At 30.5% G+C, this 14,405-nt stretch carries 16 protein-coding genes and 1 rRNA gene; 4 read left to right on the top strand and 13 right to left on the bottom strand.

The genetic code is table 11. The annotated features are described in order from the left end of the window. Nucleotides 1-101, top strand: a 5S ribosomal RNA gene (gene rrf, locus OA93_RS20520); the annotation flags it as partial. A gap of 183 nt (nt 102-284) precedes the next feature. On the opposite strand, the gene OA93_RS20515 is transcribed toward rrf, so the two are convergent. After that, complete coding sequence (locus OA93_RS20515; protein WP_039115834.1) at nt 285-2,558, bottom strand: glycosyltransferase; 2,274 nt, start codon at nt 2,556-2,558, stop codon at nt 285-287. Nucleotides 2,559-3,105: 547 nt separating this feature from the next. On the opposite strand from OA93_RS20515, the gene OA93_RS24670 reads away from it, so the two are divergent. The 3 genes from OA93_RS24670 to OA93_RS20500 all read left to right on the top strand — a co-directional run bounded on the left by OA93_RS24670 (nt 3,106) and on the right by OA93_RS20500 (nt 4,932). Beyond that, nucleotides 3,106-3,267: a DUF1328 family protein gene (locus OA93_RS24670; RefSeq protein ID WP_039115832.1), complete on the top strand. Its 162-nt coding sequence runs from the start codon at nt 3,106-3,108 to the stop codon at nt 3,265-3,267. A 51-nt stretch (nt 3,268-3,318) separates the two neighbouring features. Continuing rightward, nucleotides 3,319-3,657, top strand: coding sequence for a hypothetical protein (locus OA93_RS20505; RefSeq protein WP_039115831.1), 339 nt, complete (start codon nt 3,319-3,321; stop codon nt 3,655-3,657). 255 nt (nt 3,658-3,912) lie between these two features. Continuing rightward, nucleotides 3,913-4,932, top strand: coding sequence for an AraC family transcriptional regulator (locus OA93_RS20500; protein ID WP_039115829.1), 1,020 nt, complete (start codon nt 3,913-3,915; stop codon nt 4,930-4,932). A gap of 56 nt (nt 4,933-4,988) precedes the next feature. Here OA93_RS20500 and OA93_RS20495 read toward each other — a convergent pair whose 3' ends face one another. The 12 genes from OA93_RS20495 to OA93_RS20440 form a co-directional block, all read right to left on the bottom strand. Beyond that, nucleotides 4,989-5,249 (bottom strand): SemiSWEET transporter, encoded by a 261-nt coding sequence (locus tag OA93_RS20495; protein WP_039115827.1) that lies wholly within the window; start codon nt 5,247-5,249, stop codon nt 4,989-4,991. A 21-nt stretch (nt 5,250-5,270) separates the two neighbouring features. Next, complete coding sequence (locus tag OA93_RS20490; protein ID WP_039115825.1) at nt 5,271-6,470, bottom strand: FAD-dependent oxidoreductase; 1,200 nt, start codon at nt 6,468-6,470, stop codon at nt 5,271-5,273. Between the two features lie 85 nt (nt 6,471-6,555). After that, nucleotides 6,556-7,368 (bottom strand): MlaD family protein, encoded by an 813-nt coding sequence (locus OA93_RS20485; protein WP_039115824.1) that lies wholly within the window; start codon nt 7,366-7,368, stop codon nt 6,556-6,558. 20 nt (nt 7,369-7,388) lie between these two features. Next, a complete protein-coding gene (locus OA93_RS20480; protein ID WP_039115823.1) occupies nt 7,389-8,165 on the bottom strand; it encodes an ATP-binding cassette domain-containing protein in 777 nt (258 codons plus the stop codon). A gap of 1 nt (nt 8,166) precedes the next feature. Further along, the gene (locus OA93_RS20475) at nt 8,167-8,928 is read right to left on the bottom strand and encodes an ABC transporter permease (protein ID WP_039115822.1); all 762 of its coding nucleotides are present in this window, start codon (nt 8,926-8,928) and stop codon (nt 8,167-8,169) included. A gap of 600 nt (nt 8,929-9,528) precedes the next feature. After that, nucleotides 9,529-10,053 (bottom strand): GNAT family N-acetyltransferase, encoded by a 525-nt coding sequence (locus OA93_RS20470; protein WP_039115821.1) that lies wholly within the window; start codon nt 10,051-10,053, stop codon nt 9,529-9,531. Between the two features lie 432 nt (nt 10,054-10,485). After that, nucleotides 10,486-11,055 (bottom strand): pentapeptide repeat-containing protein, encoded by a 570-nt coding sequence (locus OA93_RS20465; protein WP_039115820.1) that lies wholly within the window; start codon nt 11,053-11,055, stop codon nt 10,486-10,488. A gap of 98 nt (nt 11,056-11,153) precedes the next feature. Beyond that, nucleotides 11,154-11,648, bottom strand: a complete 495-nt coding sequence (locus OA93_RS20460) for a DNA-deoxyinosine glycosylase (protein ID WP_039115819.1) — start codon at nt 11,646-11,648, stop codon at nt 11,154-11,156. Between the two features lie 8 nt (nt 11,649-11,656). After that, nucleotides 11,657-12,514, bottom strand: coding sequence for a transporter (locus OA93_RS20455; RefSeq protein ID WP_039115817.1), 858 nt, complete (start codon nt 12,512-12,514; stop codon nt 11,657-11,659). A 121-nt stretch (nt 12,515-12,635) separates the two neighbouring features. Continuing rightward, nucleotides 12,636-13,085 carry a GNAT family N-acetyltransferase gene (locus OA93_RS20450; protein WP_082001857.1) on the bottom strand — a complete coding sequence of 150 codons (450 nt, stop codon included), beginning with the start codon at nt 13,083-13,085 and terminating at the stop codon, nt 12,636-12,638. 499 nt (nt 13,086-13,584) lie between these two features. Continuing rightward, on the bottom strand, nt 13,585-14,082 hold the full coding sequence (locus OA93_RS20445; protein ID WP_039115816.1) for an SRPBCC domain-containing protein: 498 nt from the start codon (nt 14,080-14,082) through the stop codon (nt 13,585-13,587). Next, nucleotides 14,079-14,399: a metalloregulator ArsR/SmtB family transcription factor gene (locus OA93_RS20440; protein ID WP_039115815.1), complete on the bottom strand. Its 321-nt coding sequence runs from the start codon at nt 14,397-14,399 to the stop codon at nt 14,079-14,081. Before OA93_RS20440 ends, OA93_RS20445 begins: the two co-directional genes overlap by 4 nt. Between the last annotated feature and the right edge of the window lie 6 nt (nt 14,400-14,405).

Genomic DNA, 14,405 nt, shown 5'->3' with positions numbered 1-14,405 from the left:
TATTGCGGCGGGGCTCACCTCTTCCCATCCCGAACAGAGTAGTTAAGCCCGCCTGCGCAGATGGTACTGCAGTTATGTGGGAGAGTATGTCGTCGCCTTTCTTTAGAATCCTCATCATTTATTTGATGAGGATTTTTTTTTGTGCGTTACTTTTTTGGATTTTGTGAAAAAGTTATTTCGCAAAGTTTCGCAAAGCTATTTATTAAACTTTGCGAAACTTTGCGTAATCCTTTGCGCTCTTTGCGTTAAATTTTATTTTTAACTACTTCGAGTGATAATGTGATCTAAATTGATTTATATGCTAAGTTTTCTTTTGAACTCTCCAGCTTTATAATTTTACTATTAGAAACAATATTATTCTCCATGAGTAAACGTGCAGTTAAATAACAAATCGTAGACTCAGCACCTTGATTTAGATTTACATTTTCTTTTTCTAAACCATCATAACAACCGCCAGTAATTGGATCGTACATAATTTGGTTTAAATGATTCTGACCTAAGAACCAATTAAAGGCTATTTTCATGGATTTTTTGTAAAATGGATCCTTAAAAATTTTATAGAATAGGTCTAATGTCTGTATAGTATAAGAAACATCTATAGGTTGCTCGCCATATTGGTAGGGTATCGATCCTTTATGATGCCATCCATTATTAGAAATGACTTTGAATTCTCCATTTATAAACATTTTAGGCAATAAAAAATCAAAAGATTCAATTGCAATCTTCTTATATAGTAACCTATCCGTTGCTAAGTAAGCATATAGCATCGATTCAGACAATATACTATTGGCATAAGTAAGATAATTTTCAAACCAGTTCCAATTTTTGATTGCATGATCATTATAATTCTTAGAAAGTCTAGCAGCTAGTTTATCTATTATTTCGATAATGCGTGGTGTAGGTTCAACGGAGTTGTATAGAAACAATCCTTTGGTTATAAAACCAATTGATCTAGGCGAAGTAACAGTTTCTGTCCAATCTAATGCTTTTAAAATACATTTAGATGCTTTGTTTAGCGTAGAAGGAGGTATAAGTGTCGATTTTAATGAAATTAGCATTCCTAAAGCCCAAATTGCTCTTGCATTTGAATCTTCTAGATTTACAGTATCATTTTTAGGATCTACATTATTAAATTCATCTACATAATTTATAAAATTACCTTCAGGTTGTTGGCATCTTTCAATAAAATTAAGATAGGTATTGATATAATAAATATCATTGATATCTTCTTTAAGTTGGTAATGTAAACACATAGAAATTAATGCTCTCGCATTATCATCGAGTGTATAACCAGAAGTAATATCAGGCTCAGAGATTTTACTAAATTGTATCATTCCTAGCGATGTAGTCATATTTTTTTGATGATCCATTTTTATTGCTGGATACGTAAATTTGACTTCCATCGGCTCTTTTATAATCTTCTGGTAGGTAATCATATGCTTGATTGCTACATTTTCCCAGGAAGTTTTTCTGGTTTTTTCGAATGCATTTAAAGCCATAGATTCCCGTAAACTAGAATCAGAAAGAAGTTTTATAGTCGCATTTGTAAATTGTTCCGCGTTTTGAATGTCTACCAAAATACCGGTATCAGGAGAGAGTACTTCTATAGTATGAGGTATCTTAGTTGCTACAATAGGACAAGAACAGCTCATAGCATACGAAAAAGTACCACTTACAGCCTGATTTGGGTCTTTTGATGTAAAAAGATAGATATCGGTTGCTTTTAAATAATTTAAAAGTTCCTTAACTTCTAAATATTGATTAACAAAAAGGACGTTGTTTTTTAAGTTCAAATCATCTACAATAGATTCTAAATGATTGCGGTATTCATCTACATTATTAATAATATTATTGGGATGAGTTTTCCCAAGAATCAGATACAATACAGTAGGGAATTGTTCTACAATTTTCGGAAGTGCTTTTAATCCTGTCTCAATATTTTTACCTTCACCTAATAATCCAAAAGTGGAAAGTATTATTCTATCTTCAAAATTAAATTTTTGCTTTGCTTTTGATGTATTTTCATATTCTACGATATGTGTACCATGATGAACACAAACAATATTTTCTTTATTTATTCCATAATCTTCAACGAGAATTTTTTTAGATTGATTTGTCATTACAAAAAACGAATCAGAATATGATGCTAATAATTTAACAAAGCTTCTTAATTCTTCGTTTGGATTTGGAATAACGCTATGAAAAGTAAAAGTTATAGTCTTTTTACTTGCATTTAAGAAGTCGATTAAGAAATTACCATATTCTCCGCCAAACAATCCAAATTCATGCTGAATATGGATTAATTTTACAGCATCGTCTTTGTTTATTTCAAGCGCTACCTTCTTATATTCATCTCTATTTTTAGTATTTAAAACATATCCCGATTTAGTATTTGGATTTATTTTATCGGTCAATTCACATATTTCACAGGAAATACTTTTCCCATATACTTTATTTATCGCATTAATACTGTCTTCTGTATAGGTAGCAATACCACATTGCGTTGGCGGAAATGTAGAAAGGAATATTATTTTCGATTTAGTGTCTCTCGTTTTCATGGGCGTTAATTTTTAGTTCTTGTAATAAATCATTTTATGTTTATTATTCTACTATAACTTTATTATCGACAACATGTACTAGATGTATTATGGAACTTATAAGTTATTCTATTCTAGTTTTATATCTAGTAACCGTTTTGTAACAAATCTTGAATTTATAAAATTAGTATTGTAGAATTACATAGATTAACTCAATCGATTATTTGATTGACTCATTTATGTTTATTCGTTAAAATGGAAGATTTGGTTGAAATTTAAAGTTTAAAACCGCAAAATAGATAAAATTGCTTTTATCAAATGTAAGGATAAATAGCTAGTAAAAATGAATTAAAAACAATGTAATTTACTTGTTTTTAGATAATTATGAATTGTTTAAAATACTAGATTTAAAAAAGGCATAATTTATTTTTTTAAGTATTTATAAGGTTAATGTTTAATTGAGGTAATAATTTTTGTATTTGAGTTAATTCAATTCTTTAAGAAAAGAGAAATTTGTAATAACTAGAAGGTCATCATGATCTTATTTACTAACTAAAAATATATCATTATGCTACGTTGGACAGTCATTTTTATAATTCTTGCAATTATTGCCGGAATTTTTGGTTTTGGTGGTATTGCTGCTGGAGCCGCAAGTATAGCCAAAGTGCTATTCTTTATCTTCATTGTATTGTTTGTAATTTCATTGGTTACAGGAAGAAGAAAAGTATAAATTAAAAGAAGGTAAAATATTGTATTTATCTCTTTAAAAATTTTATTAATTATGAAAATAGAATATGCAAAACACGAAACGGATTATATTAAAGAGTATCAAGAAAAAGGATATACATCTAACTATCTTTTCGAAAAAGGGTATTTGATTGATACAGAAACAAAATACTCCTATAAACCAGAGGAGATATTTATTGTAGCACAACATCGATATGAAGGTATGAGTAATCCCGATGATATGTCTATTTTGTACATAATTGAAACTGCAGACTCAGTAAAAGGAACATTTTTACTGGGCTATGGTCCCACTAGTGATTTAGATGCCTCTGAATTTTTTAAGGATATTCCGGAGATTAATTGTTCAGATAAAGAAAGTATAAATAATCCATAACTGTTTTTTTATTGATTGGGGGATCAATAAAATTATTTTGCTTAAAAAGTCTTGTCATTATAATGATAAGACTTTTTTTTGTGCTTTGTGTTGATATATAGTTAATTATGAAACTTAATATCAAAATTCTATAACAATATTCTTGTTTATAATGCGAAATTTGAAAGTATCAAGAAAGAATTAAAACAGATTTAGAGCATCTGTTTTTTTAGAACATTCAAAAGAATTAAGAATTATTTTAAAAAATTATTAAAAATGAAAAATATATATCTAAAAGCCGGAAAAGCACAAGATGTTTTTAATGAATTAAAAGAAAGTCTTAAAGGTACTTTGACCTTGAATAATGAAGAATACAATTTAGCACTAGAATCAGATTTTGTAAAAGGTAATATCGAAGGAATAACATTTCAGGAAGGGATGGCGTACATGCAATTTGATCTTGTTTTTTCTGATGATGTAATGTTGAGTATGGAATCTTTTAAGACATCCCCGATTTTATTTGCTTATTGTTCCGAAGGTGCTCTTAAGCATAGTTTTGGAGAGAACGGAGATAAAAAGAGTCTTAAGAAATATAATTCAGGAGTACTAAAAAGTTCCTCTAGTATTAATAGTATTTTATACTTTGAAAAAAATATTCCGATTAAATTTTCTATAATAGGAGTTGGTATTAGTGTATCTACTAATGGACATAATGATGATTTAATAAATAAGCTAAAAAATACATTTTTAAATAAGAAAGAAAATTACTTAGATATTAGATTCCAGAATTTTAAGATTGCCGAAAAAATTGAAGAGTTTAATGCTATAACACAAACAGGAATTGTTCGGAGTTTGCTAAAAAAAGGAATTTTGCAAATTATTTTGGCAATGGAAATCGAACAGCATACTGATAGCTTTACTAAGATATCACAAGCTATAACTTGTCTTACATTAAAACAAATTGATGAAATTAAAAGGATTTCAAATTTCATTATAAATTTTCCTGCAGAGGAATTTACTATTAAGTTTTTAACTCAAAAAACAGGATTATCACCAAATAAATTGCAAGAAGGATTTAAGCTCGTGCATAATCGAACTGTGAATGATTTTATAACTTTTATGAGAATAGAAAAAGCAGAAAATTTAATTAGAACATCAGACTTAAATATCTCTGAAATTGTATATTCTATAGGTTTTACAAGCAGAAGTTATTTCTCTAAAATATTCAAACAAAAATACAACTGTAGTCCTAAAGAATATAAATACAACCAGAACTCGATAGCTAAAACAGCCTAATATATTTATTGGTTTATTAAGGAAAGAAGCAGCTTTTATAAAGCTGTTTTTTTTGTTTATTCTTTTTCGTATTTACTAATAAAGTAGATCATCAATAAATTAAGAAATAAAGAAATACTATTTGTTATCATTATCGGATAATCTTTTTTAAGAAAACCATAAACGACCCATAAAAAAATACCCAGCGTTAGCGTACTAAACATCGTTAAAGAAACATTTTTTACTTTTTTAGATTTCCACACTTTTATAATTTGCGGAATAACAGCAATAGTTACGCATATTCCTGCTACAAGCCCTATGATATTAGTAGTTTCCATAACATTGTTTTAGGAATTTAATTATCTATTAAACTTATAAAAGTTTAAATCAGGATGTTGAGAATCGTTTAGAGATGCCATAATAGAATTCATTGCCATGACACTAAAAGTAATGCCGTTACCACCAAATCCTAAAACATAATGCTCGTTTTTTTTAGGATTGGGTTTGCCAAAATAGGGTAGAGCATCCTGAGTTTCTCCAAATGTACCAGCCCAGGAATAATCAAGTTTATAATTTATATCAGGAAAACATTTCTCGAATTGTTTTAAAAGATAGGTTTCTTTTCGGTGTAATAATTTATCTCGTTTTTCGGCATTATGAAATTCTTCATCGCCACCGCCCATAATAATTCTATTATCGGCAGTTCCTCGAAAATATAAATAAGGTTCAGATGTGTTCCAATAAATAGCATTTTTAAAAGGATTAGGAATTTCTATAAAGCTTTCTGATGTTAATGCATAAGTACTTTTTAAATCTACAACTTTTTCAGTAAGGGTTTCAGTACTTTCATAACCAGTACAATGTATAATATCTTCGGTTGTAATTGTAAAATCATTTTCAGTTAAAGCGACTATTTTTCCTTTTAGATATTTAAATTCAGTAATATTAGTGCGGTCATAGATTAGCATTCCTTTTTGTTTACAATATTTCAGAAGGTCATGTGCCAGTTTATACGGATCCATTATTGCTCCAGATTCTGATTCTATGGCAGCAAAAGCATTTAAACCTTGCTTCTTTAAATCAATTTCTTCAAGCCACTTTACTTTAAAACCATTCTCTTTTCGTGCTTTAAACTCTCTTTGTAAAAACGGAACATCTTTTTTTAATGAACAAAAATAAATACTCTTTTTAAACTCAAATTGACAATCACTTTTTATTGTATCGATAATTTTTTTGAGGTCAAAGATTGCTTTTTCGCAATTCTTATAACTCGAAACGGCACATTCGAAGCCTCTTTTTTCTATTAATTCATGCAAAGAAATATCAATTTCATATTGTAATAGCGCTGTGCTTGCGGCCGTACTACCGTTACAGATATCTCGTTTGTCTACAAGAACTACTTTCTTACCTTCGGAGATTAGTTTATAAGCTATTAAAGCTCCGGTAATTCCTCCGCCAATAATTAAAACAGGCGTAGTAATGTCTGCATCCAACGATGGATAACTTGCGTCCATAGCATTTTTTATAGGCCAAAAAGTTTCGGTTGAACGTAGTTTCATAATTGTATCTTTTCGATAATCATTTGATTACTGTTTTTAGAACAAGTAATTAGATTAGAAGTTAAAGTAGAAGTATTTTTATATATTATTTTTTTGTGTTTTCTTTTGTAGCTTCTTCTTTTTTCTCGTTCTCCTTTTCTTTTTCTTTTTCTTTCTCTTTTTTCTCCTTCTCTAGTTTTTCATGTTCTTCCTTTGCTTTTTTATCGGCTTCTTCTTGTTCCTTTTCTTTCTCTTTTTCCTGTTTTTTGTAATATCCTCTAAACAAGAAATTACTTTTGGCAGCTTCCATGTTCTGACTAAACCCTTGTGTACCATTTTCTAGATTGGTAATTGTTTTGGTTAGTGTATTTGCAAGTTTAGGATCAGTCATTAATCTAGATAAAGCACCGTTCCCATTATTCATATTATGGGTAAAAATGGCAAGTTCTTCGGATATTACACCTGCATTGTCCACACTTTTCTTTACACTTTTCATGATATCATCCATTTCTATGGCATCTATAGAAGCAATTTTGCCATTATTAGCAATGATTCTATTAGATTTGTTTCCCGGAGATATGGTAAGAACTTTGTCACCCATCAATCCTTCAGAGCCAATACTAGCTCTGGCATCAGTCTTTATAAATTGCTTGACTTCTTCTTTTATAACCAGTTTTACAACTACCGAAGAATCGTTTATCAATTGTATTTCTTCGACAGTACCAATGTTAATTCCTGAGAAACGTACATTGTTTCCGACTTGTAAACCACTTACGGTTTTAAAAGTTGATGTTATATGAAATGTTGAACCAAATAGATTTTGTTGTTTTCCGATAAAGTAAATAGTTACCATAAAAAGGATTAAGCCTATTGTTACAAACATTCCTAGTTTCCATTTATATCCAGATTCCTTATTCATAATTTCGTTTTATTAAATGTTTATATAAAGAATGATCTTACCCATTCGTCTTCACTTTTTTCTAATTCTTCGTATTTCCCTTCAGCATGTATTACACCATCTTTTAAAATCATAACTCTATCTGCAGTTAGTTTGGCACAAGACATATCATGGGTAATAATTATCGAGGTAGTTTTACGTTTTTTCTTAATTTCTAATATTAATTCACTTATTTCTTTAGATGTAATTGTATCCAATCCCGTGGTAGGTTCGTCATACAAAATAATTTCAGGTTTTAGTATTAATGTACGAGCAAGACCAATTCGTTTTCGCATACCGCCGGATAATTCCGAAGGCATTTTATCTACAGCATCGGCTAGACCAACACTTTCGAGAACATCCATAACTTCAGTTTCTATTTCCTGAGGGGATAATTCCTTGTTATGTCTTTTTAATGTAAATTCTAAATTCTCTCTTACCGACATCGAATCATATAAAGCCCCACTTTGAAAAAGAAATCCAATTTTGACTCTTATCTTATTGAGTTCACTTTTTCCTAATCCAATTATTTCTTCGCCTAAAACACTTATATTTCCTTTCTCAGGAATTACCAATCCTACAATACATTTTATAGTTATAGATTTTCCTTCGCCAGACCTTCCTAATATCACTAAGTCTTCGCCTTTATTTACAGTAAGATTTACTCCTTTTAAAACATCGTTATCGCCAAAAGATTTATGCAAATCTTTAATCTCGATTACAGGAGTTTTTTTATTGGGAGCAACTGTTTGTACTATATTTTCTTGTTCAGATTTCATATTAAAAGAATAAATCAGTGATTTGTACTGCGAGCATATCTATGATAAAAATGGTAAGCGATGCTGTAACTACTGCTGAGTTTGCAGCTTTACCAACACTTTCGGTACCATTTGCGGCATTAAAACCTTTGTAACAGCCAATCATTCCTATAAAAAAACCAAAGAAAAAAGTTTTTATAGTGGCTGGAAAAATGTCTATAAAGTCTAGGGATTCAAAAACCTGCGACATATAGCGATAAGCATTTACATCGCTGTGAATTGTAATTCCTGCATAGCCGCCCAAAATTCCTATTGCATCGGCAAAAATTACCAATATAGGAACCATTAAAGTTGTGGCTAAAATGCGGGTTACAACCAAGTATTTAAACGGATTTATGGCTGCTACTTCCATAGCATCTATTTGCTCGGTGACTTTCATCGAACCTAGTTCGGCACCAATTCCGGATGAAATTTTTCCTGCGCAAATTAATGCCGTAATTACTGGAGCAATTTCTCGAATTAATGACAATGCAACCATACCTGGTAACCAAGATTCTGCGCCAAAAGTGGCCAATGTAGGTCTTGTTTGCAATGTAAGCACTAATCCCATTATAAAGCCTGTTATCGCTACCAACGGAAGAGATTTATAGCCAATAAGATAACATTGCCTAAAGAATTCTTTGGTTTCGTATGGAGGAATAAAAACCTCCTTGAAAAACTTTTTGGTAAAAAGTGTTACATCACCAATATCTGTAAAAGTGTCTTTTAAGTAGAAAAGTGGCATAGTATATTTTTAGTTGTTGAAAAATCATTTTATAATCGTAATGCGTATTAAAAAAATGGAAAAATTCTTAGTCTGTAAAAAAATACTTAACTAAAGGTAATTTATATTTTCTTGAAAAACACTATGATTTTACAAATCAGGGTGTTTTAAAATATTGATTTGTAAAATGTTATGTTTGTTGTTGTAATGATAAAGGTCAGTATTTCACATACAATTTTCATTATATAACTTTAAATAAAGATTATATAATTCGCATCGATTAAGGAATATTGATGCAAATAGATATAATAAGAGAGAAGAAATGATATAATAAATTGTTAAACCTATGATTTATTGGCTTTCGCCAAAGAAGAAATATAAGTTTTGATACACTACGCTTAAATGTACTTACATAACTTATATATTGACTTTTCTTAAACCATATAAGTGATTTAAGAAAGTAGAATATTATTACACTATAAAGGAAAAATAAGTTTTATTGGAGTAAGCTTAAATGTACTTACATGACTTATATGTTTCGTTTTTCTTAAATTATATAAGTGATTTAAGAGAGTAGAAGTTTTAAAGTGTCTTATTTAAAGGAACATATCTATTTTTTGTTTAGAACAATAATCTAAAACCAAAAACAGGAAGTTCACCTTGCATAAAATCCAAATCTTCAGATCTTATAAAACCCAATCGTTCATACATTTTCCAAGCAGTTTGCATTGCTTTGGTCGAATGGATAATTAGCTGATGTTGTTTCTTGTTTTTAGCTTTCAGGATGCAATCATTTATTAATAGTTTACCAATTCCTTGATCTCTTGTCATAGAATCTACTGCTAATAATCGGAAACCAGAGGTGTTTTTTTCTTTGGTAGCAATTCCGCCAGAACCATAATATTGCATATCGCCAAAATAAACTACGCCACCAACTATTTTGTTATCAGAAGAAACAGCAACCAAAAGTTCTGTTTCGGAATTAGTAGTTAAATCACCAATATTGGCAAGCATCTTATAATAATTGGGTTGCTCAGATTCTTTAGGGAAACCTTCTAATTGCGAATAAACCAGAACCATCAATTTTCCGATTTCCTCAAATTCATTTGCATTAGCATTTCGGATGGTATATTCTTGGTTATTCATAATCTAATATGGTTTGTTAATATTGAAGAAGTAAATATATAGTTTTTAATTCTTTGTCAATGTACGCGGATTAAAACTAATTTTTTTAAATTAATGAGTGAATTCGTGAATGTTTTAGACTGAAGAAATGAACCGCAAAGGGCGCAATGGTTTACGCAGAGGTCGCAATCCTGAAATGTCGGAATGGGATAGAATTCTTCTATCTAACTCTTTGCGAAAGGAACGCGGATAATACTGATTTACTAAAAGTAAAGACGCAGATAAAAACAGATTTCTCCCTTTCCGTCCTGAAGCTTCAGAATCGATATCACCATTGTTAAAAAAATCCGTTTTTATCCGCGTTTTCGCCATAGCGAATCCGTTAAATCCGCGTTCCTTTCTAGACAATTTATATTAGTAACTATAAGATATACACATTTTCTTGAATTTTTTTTAACTAACTATTATATCATGTTTAAAAAGCAATCCTTTTACTTCTTTTAAGGTAAAAATAGCTTTTTTGAGTTTTACTCTAGATGGGTCGATGGTATAATTATAACTAGTTTTAAAGTCAGTTTTGTTTGCAATAGCTTTATCAAATTCGGCACGATATAAGTCGCAATTATCAAAAATTACATTTGTGATATCGCTCGCCATAAAATCGACAGCAACCAAACTGCAATCGGTAAAGGAAGTTCCTTTTATCTTTAAAGTATAAAACTTAGAAAAATCGAGAACACAATTATTAAAATTTACTTCAAAGATGAGTTTGTCACACATGGCAAAATTCACATCCTTGATTTCACAATCATTAAAAGTAGCGGTTCTAAAAGCGACATAGTTTATTTTGGCTTCGCTAAAGATGCAATTATTAAAAACACAATCGATAAAAGTTACGGCTAGAAAAGTACAGGCAGAAAAGTTACAATTGGTAAAAGTACAAGATTCAAAATCCTTGAAATTTGCATCATCTCTGTTGTAAGTGATGTCTTTATATTCAATATCAAGGAAATAGTCAGTCATGTTAATTAGTGATGGAAAAAGGTAAAAGTGAAATGTGAAAAATGAAAAGGTGATACAAATAAACGAAAATATTTATTGTAGAATTCAAGATTTGGTTTTTAAATTTTTTGCTGTAATTCCAAAATAATTTTCCATTCATTTAGTTTAGAATCGAATGATTTTCCAGCATTTGCAGGACTGGTTGACGGAAGCGTAATAAGTTTGTAATCGTTACTTACTTTAATATACTTTTTAAAAAATGCTGCTGCTTTTTGTCCATTAAACAAGATAGTTTTAATGTCAGGATGTTGTTTCAAGAAAGTATCAAAATCATTTGTTATTTCATTCTTAATGGCGCTATCAAGACTTCCAACTCTGTCACAGTATTTTAAAACATCCCATAATGCGATGTTATTTTTTATTAAGATTTCTTTTTTAGCTTCATAAACATCAGTAAAATCTTCATTGAATACGGTGAATAATATTTTCCAGAAGTTATTTTGTTTATGTCCATAGTATTGCCCTAATTCCAAAGATTTTATTCCAGGCATAGTTCCCAGAATTAAAACAGAGGCATTTGGTGACGATATGGGATCAAAAGAATAACTTTCCATTATTTAGTTTATTTACTATTTTGAGAAATCACAATTAAAACAATGGCTATTAACGCAAGGAAAAGCCCGAGATAATTCAGCTTAGTTTGTTTTTCTTTAAAGACTAAAATACCAGTAAGACTTCCTATAATGATTACACCCATATTCATTCCCGCAAAAACAGTCGACGGATTTTCGGCAAATTCCTTATGCGCTTTTAAGTAAAAAAGAATATTACCAAAATTAAGGATACCAATTAATCCACCAAATAAGATATTCCTCGGAGTTAGTTTTACTTTCTTAATAAGCGTTTGATACAGAACAACTACAACCATTATCACCATCGAGATTGCAAAAATGGCAAACAACGAAGTAGTGTAGGGAAGGTCGGTGTGCGTTGCTATTTGTTTAAAAAGAATATCAATTACTCCAAAACCTAATAATACAATTGCAGGATAAAACCATTTATTAGTGGTCTTGTCTGCGGGTTTATTCAGGATAAGTAATAGGGCAGGAAAGCCAATTAAAAGCGCTGTGATTTTAAGAATATTAAATTCTTCTTTAAACAATAACCAAGCTGCAAGTATGGGGATAAATAGCGAAAGGCGTTGTGCAGCATCGGTTTTTACAATCCCCATATGTTTTATAGACAGTGCCAAAAAGAGAAATATAGAAGGTAATAAAACCCCAATCACAATGTAAAGATTCCATGGAGCAGCAGCAGTAATTGCAGTAATATCTGGGCTAAATGATATATAACAAAGCGCCAATGCAAAGATGTAATTGTAAGCGACAATTTGGGTATTATTAGTATAGTATTTTCGTGCTATCTTAAATAAAACACCAACACTTACACTGCATACAATACTTAAAATTAGAAATAACATATATTTTTTCTGGTTTATTTTCGACGAAATTATTCGCTACCAAATTTACTTCTATTTTAATTAAAAAAAGCCTTCAAAAACGTAGGTTTTAGAAGGCTTTATATTTACCTGAAAATCAGGTTTATTTAATGAAATCCATTTCGAGATGATCGATTCCGGCATCTACAAAATAATTATCAGTTTCTTTAAAACCATTTTTTATATAAAATTGTTTCGCAACAACCTGAGCGTGCAAGTATATCTTTTCTTCCAATTTTACATCATCCAGAATTTTAAGCAATAATGCTTCACCAATACCTTTTCCTCTATAGTTTTTCAGTACGGCAATACGTTCTATTTTAGTTCCTTTTTCTGTTTTTCTATATCTCGCTGCACCAGCAGGCAACTCATTATACGTAGCTAAGTAATGAACAGATTCGTTATCGTCCATCGATTCGCGTTCTACCGATACATGCTGCTCCTCTACAAAAACTTGTCTTCGTATAAAGAACGCAAGATCTATTTGATCATGGTTATCGATTTGTTCAGTCTTAATTATATTGGTCAAAGTTGCGTTTGATTTATTCTCCATTTTAATTGATTTATGCTGTCAAAAAATAATTTATATGTAAATATACGTAGTTGACTACATATATTCAAAATCAATAAGAAAATTTTAAGTTTTATTAATACAACAAGCAATAATTTTTTCTGTAAAACAATATTAAATAAATAGAAGATTCTATTTTCCAGGAGCAGAACAAGAGTTAGTTAATATCAACTTGAGTCCCGCTGTACACTATATCTTTTCATGGCTAAAGGAGCCATAAAAAGGATGCCGTTTCCATCGGGGCTAGGAGGGAAGATTAGTAATTCTATCACCTTTTTTAAGCTTGTTTTTCAATAGGATTTCTATTCCTGCAAGGTTTTTTTCAACCTTGTAGGTATAATTTTTACAATCTATAAGATTTCGTATTATTATCTTAACAGTCCCGAAGCTTCGGGATAAACCTGTTAGGTATCTTATTAATTATCATACCTACAAGGTCAAAAAAAGACCTTGCAGGAGATTTATATAAATTAAGCATAAATTATTTTTGAGATAAAGTTCCCAATAATTTTTCTAAGTTATCAATAGACATTGTAAAGCCTTCTTTAAAGCCCATTTCAATCATTCTTTCCAAACGTTCCAGAGATTCATTTACAATAGTAATGCTCACTTTTGTTATGCCGTTTTGTTCGCTAAAATTGTAATCCCAATCAGAACCGGGTATTTCTTTATTTTCATTTTCGTCGGCAAAAGTATTGTACATTTTAAAATTGGTCTTTGGAGTAATCGAAGTAAATTCCTGAACAGACCAGCGTTCCAATCCTTCGGGACTTACCATGGCATAAAATCTTCGTCCGCCAACTTCAAAATTCATGTGTTTTGTTTTAGCTGACCATGGTTTAGGAGCAACCCATTGATCCAGAAGTTCTGGTTTGGTAAAAGCGTCCCAAACTAACGGAAGTTCCGCATTAAATTCTCGGTTTATGAATACCGTTTTTATGGATTTGTCAACGGTAAAATCAAATTGTAAATTTTTCATTTTTTCTGATTTTTAAGTGTTAATAATACTTCGTCGAGTTGATTAAATTTAGTTTCCCAGATTTCTCTAAATTGGGTTAACCATTTATCAATCTCTTTCATTTTTTCAATTTCGAGTGAATAATAAATTTCTCTGCCTTGTTGTTCCTGTTTTACAAGTTCGCATTCAGTAAGTATCCGCAGGTGTTTAGAAACAGATTGTCGGCTAGTGTCAAAGTTCTCCGCAATGGTGTTGGGTGTCATTGCTTGTATGGCAAGTAAGGCAATTATAGATCGCCTTGTTGGGTCGGCTACAGCCTGAAATATATCTCGTCTCATATTACT

This window comes from Flavobacterium sp. KMS, from assembly GCF_000813005.1.
In the GTDB taxonomy this organism is placed as follows: Bacteria; Bacteroidota; Bacteroidia; order Flavobacteriales; family Flavobacteriaceae; genus Flavobacterium.
The sequence above is the reverse complement of the archived record's forward strand: the minus strand, read 5'-3'. Positions and strand labels throughout refer to the sequence as shown.

Coding starts and splice junctions, on each gene's coding strand:
- OA93_RS20500 (WP_039115829.1), top strand. CDS start 3,913: ATGAAAAATATATATCTAAAAGCCGGAAAAGCACAAGATGTTTTTAAT.
- OA93_RS20465 (WP_039115820.1), bottom strand. CDS start 11,055: ATGACTGACTATTTCCTTGATATTGAATATAAAGACATCACTTACAAC.
- OA93_RS20440 (WP_039115815.1), bottom strand. CDS start 14,399: ATGAGACGAGATATATTTCAGGCTGTAGCCGACCCAACAAGGCGATCT.
- OA93_RS20480 (WP_039115823.1), bottom strand. CDS start 8,165: ATGAAATCTGAACAAGAAAATATAGTACAAACAGTTGCTCCCAATAAA.
- OA93_RS20485 (WP_039115824.1), bottom strand. CDS start 7,368: ATGAATAAGGAATCTGGATATAAATGGAAACTAGGAATGTTTGTAACA.
- OA93_RS20475 (WP_039115822.1), bottom strand. CDS start 8,928: ATGCCACTTTTCTACTTAAAAGACACTTTTACAGATATTGGTGATGTA.
- OA93_RS20495 (WP_039115827.1), bottom strand. CDS start 5,249: ATGGAAACTACTAATATCATAGGGCTTGTAGCAGGAATATGCGTAACT.
- OA93_RS20460 (WP_039115819.1), bottom strand. CDS start 11,648: ATGGAAAGTTATTCTTTTGATCCCATATCGTCACCAAATGCCTCTGTT.
- OA93_RS20505 (WP_039115831.1), top strand. CDS start 3,319: ATGAAAATAGAATATGCAAAACACGAAACGGATTATATTAAAGAGTAT.
- OA93_RS20455 (WP_039115817.1), bottom strand. CDS start 12,514: ATGTTATTTCTAATTTTAAGTATTGTATGCAGTGTAAGTGTTGGTGTT.
- OA93_RS20515 (WP_039115834.1), bottom strand. CDS start 2,558: ATGAAAACGAGAGACACTAAATCGAAAATAATATTCCTTTCTACATTT.
- OA93_RS20470 (WP_039115821.1), bottom strand. CDS start 10,053: ATGAATAACCAAGAATATACCATCCGAAATGCTAATGCAAATGAATTT.
- OA93_RS20490 (WP_039115825.1), bottom strand. CDS start 6,470: ATGAAACTACGTTCAACCGAAACTTTTTGGCCTATAAAAAATGCTATG.
- OA93_RS20445 (WP_039115816.1), bottom strand. CDS start 14,082: ATGAAAAATTTACAATTTGATTTTACCGTTGACAAATCCATAAAAACG.
- OA93_RS20450 (WP_082001857.1), bottom strand. CDS start 13,085: ATGGAGAATAAATCAAACGCAACTTTGACCAATATAATTAAGACTGAA.
- OA93_RS24670 (WP_039115832.1), top strand. CDS start 3,106: ATGCTACGTTGGACAGTCATTTTTATAATTCTTGCAATTATTGCCGGA.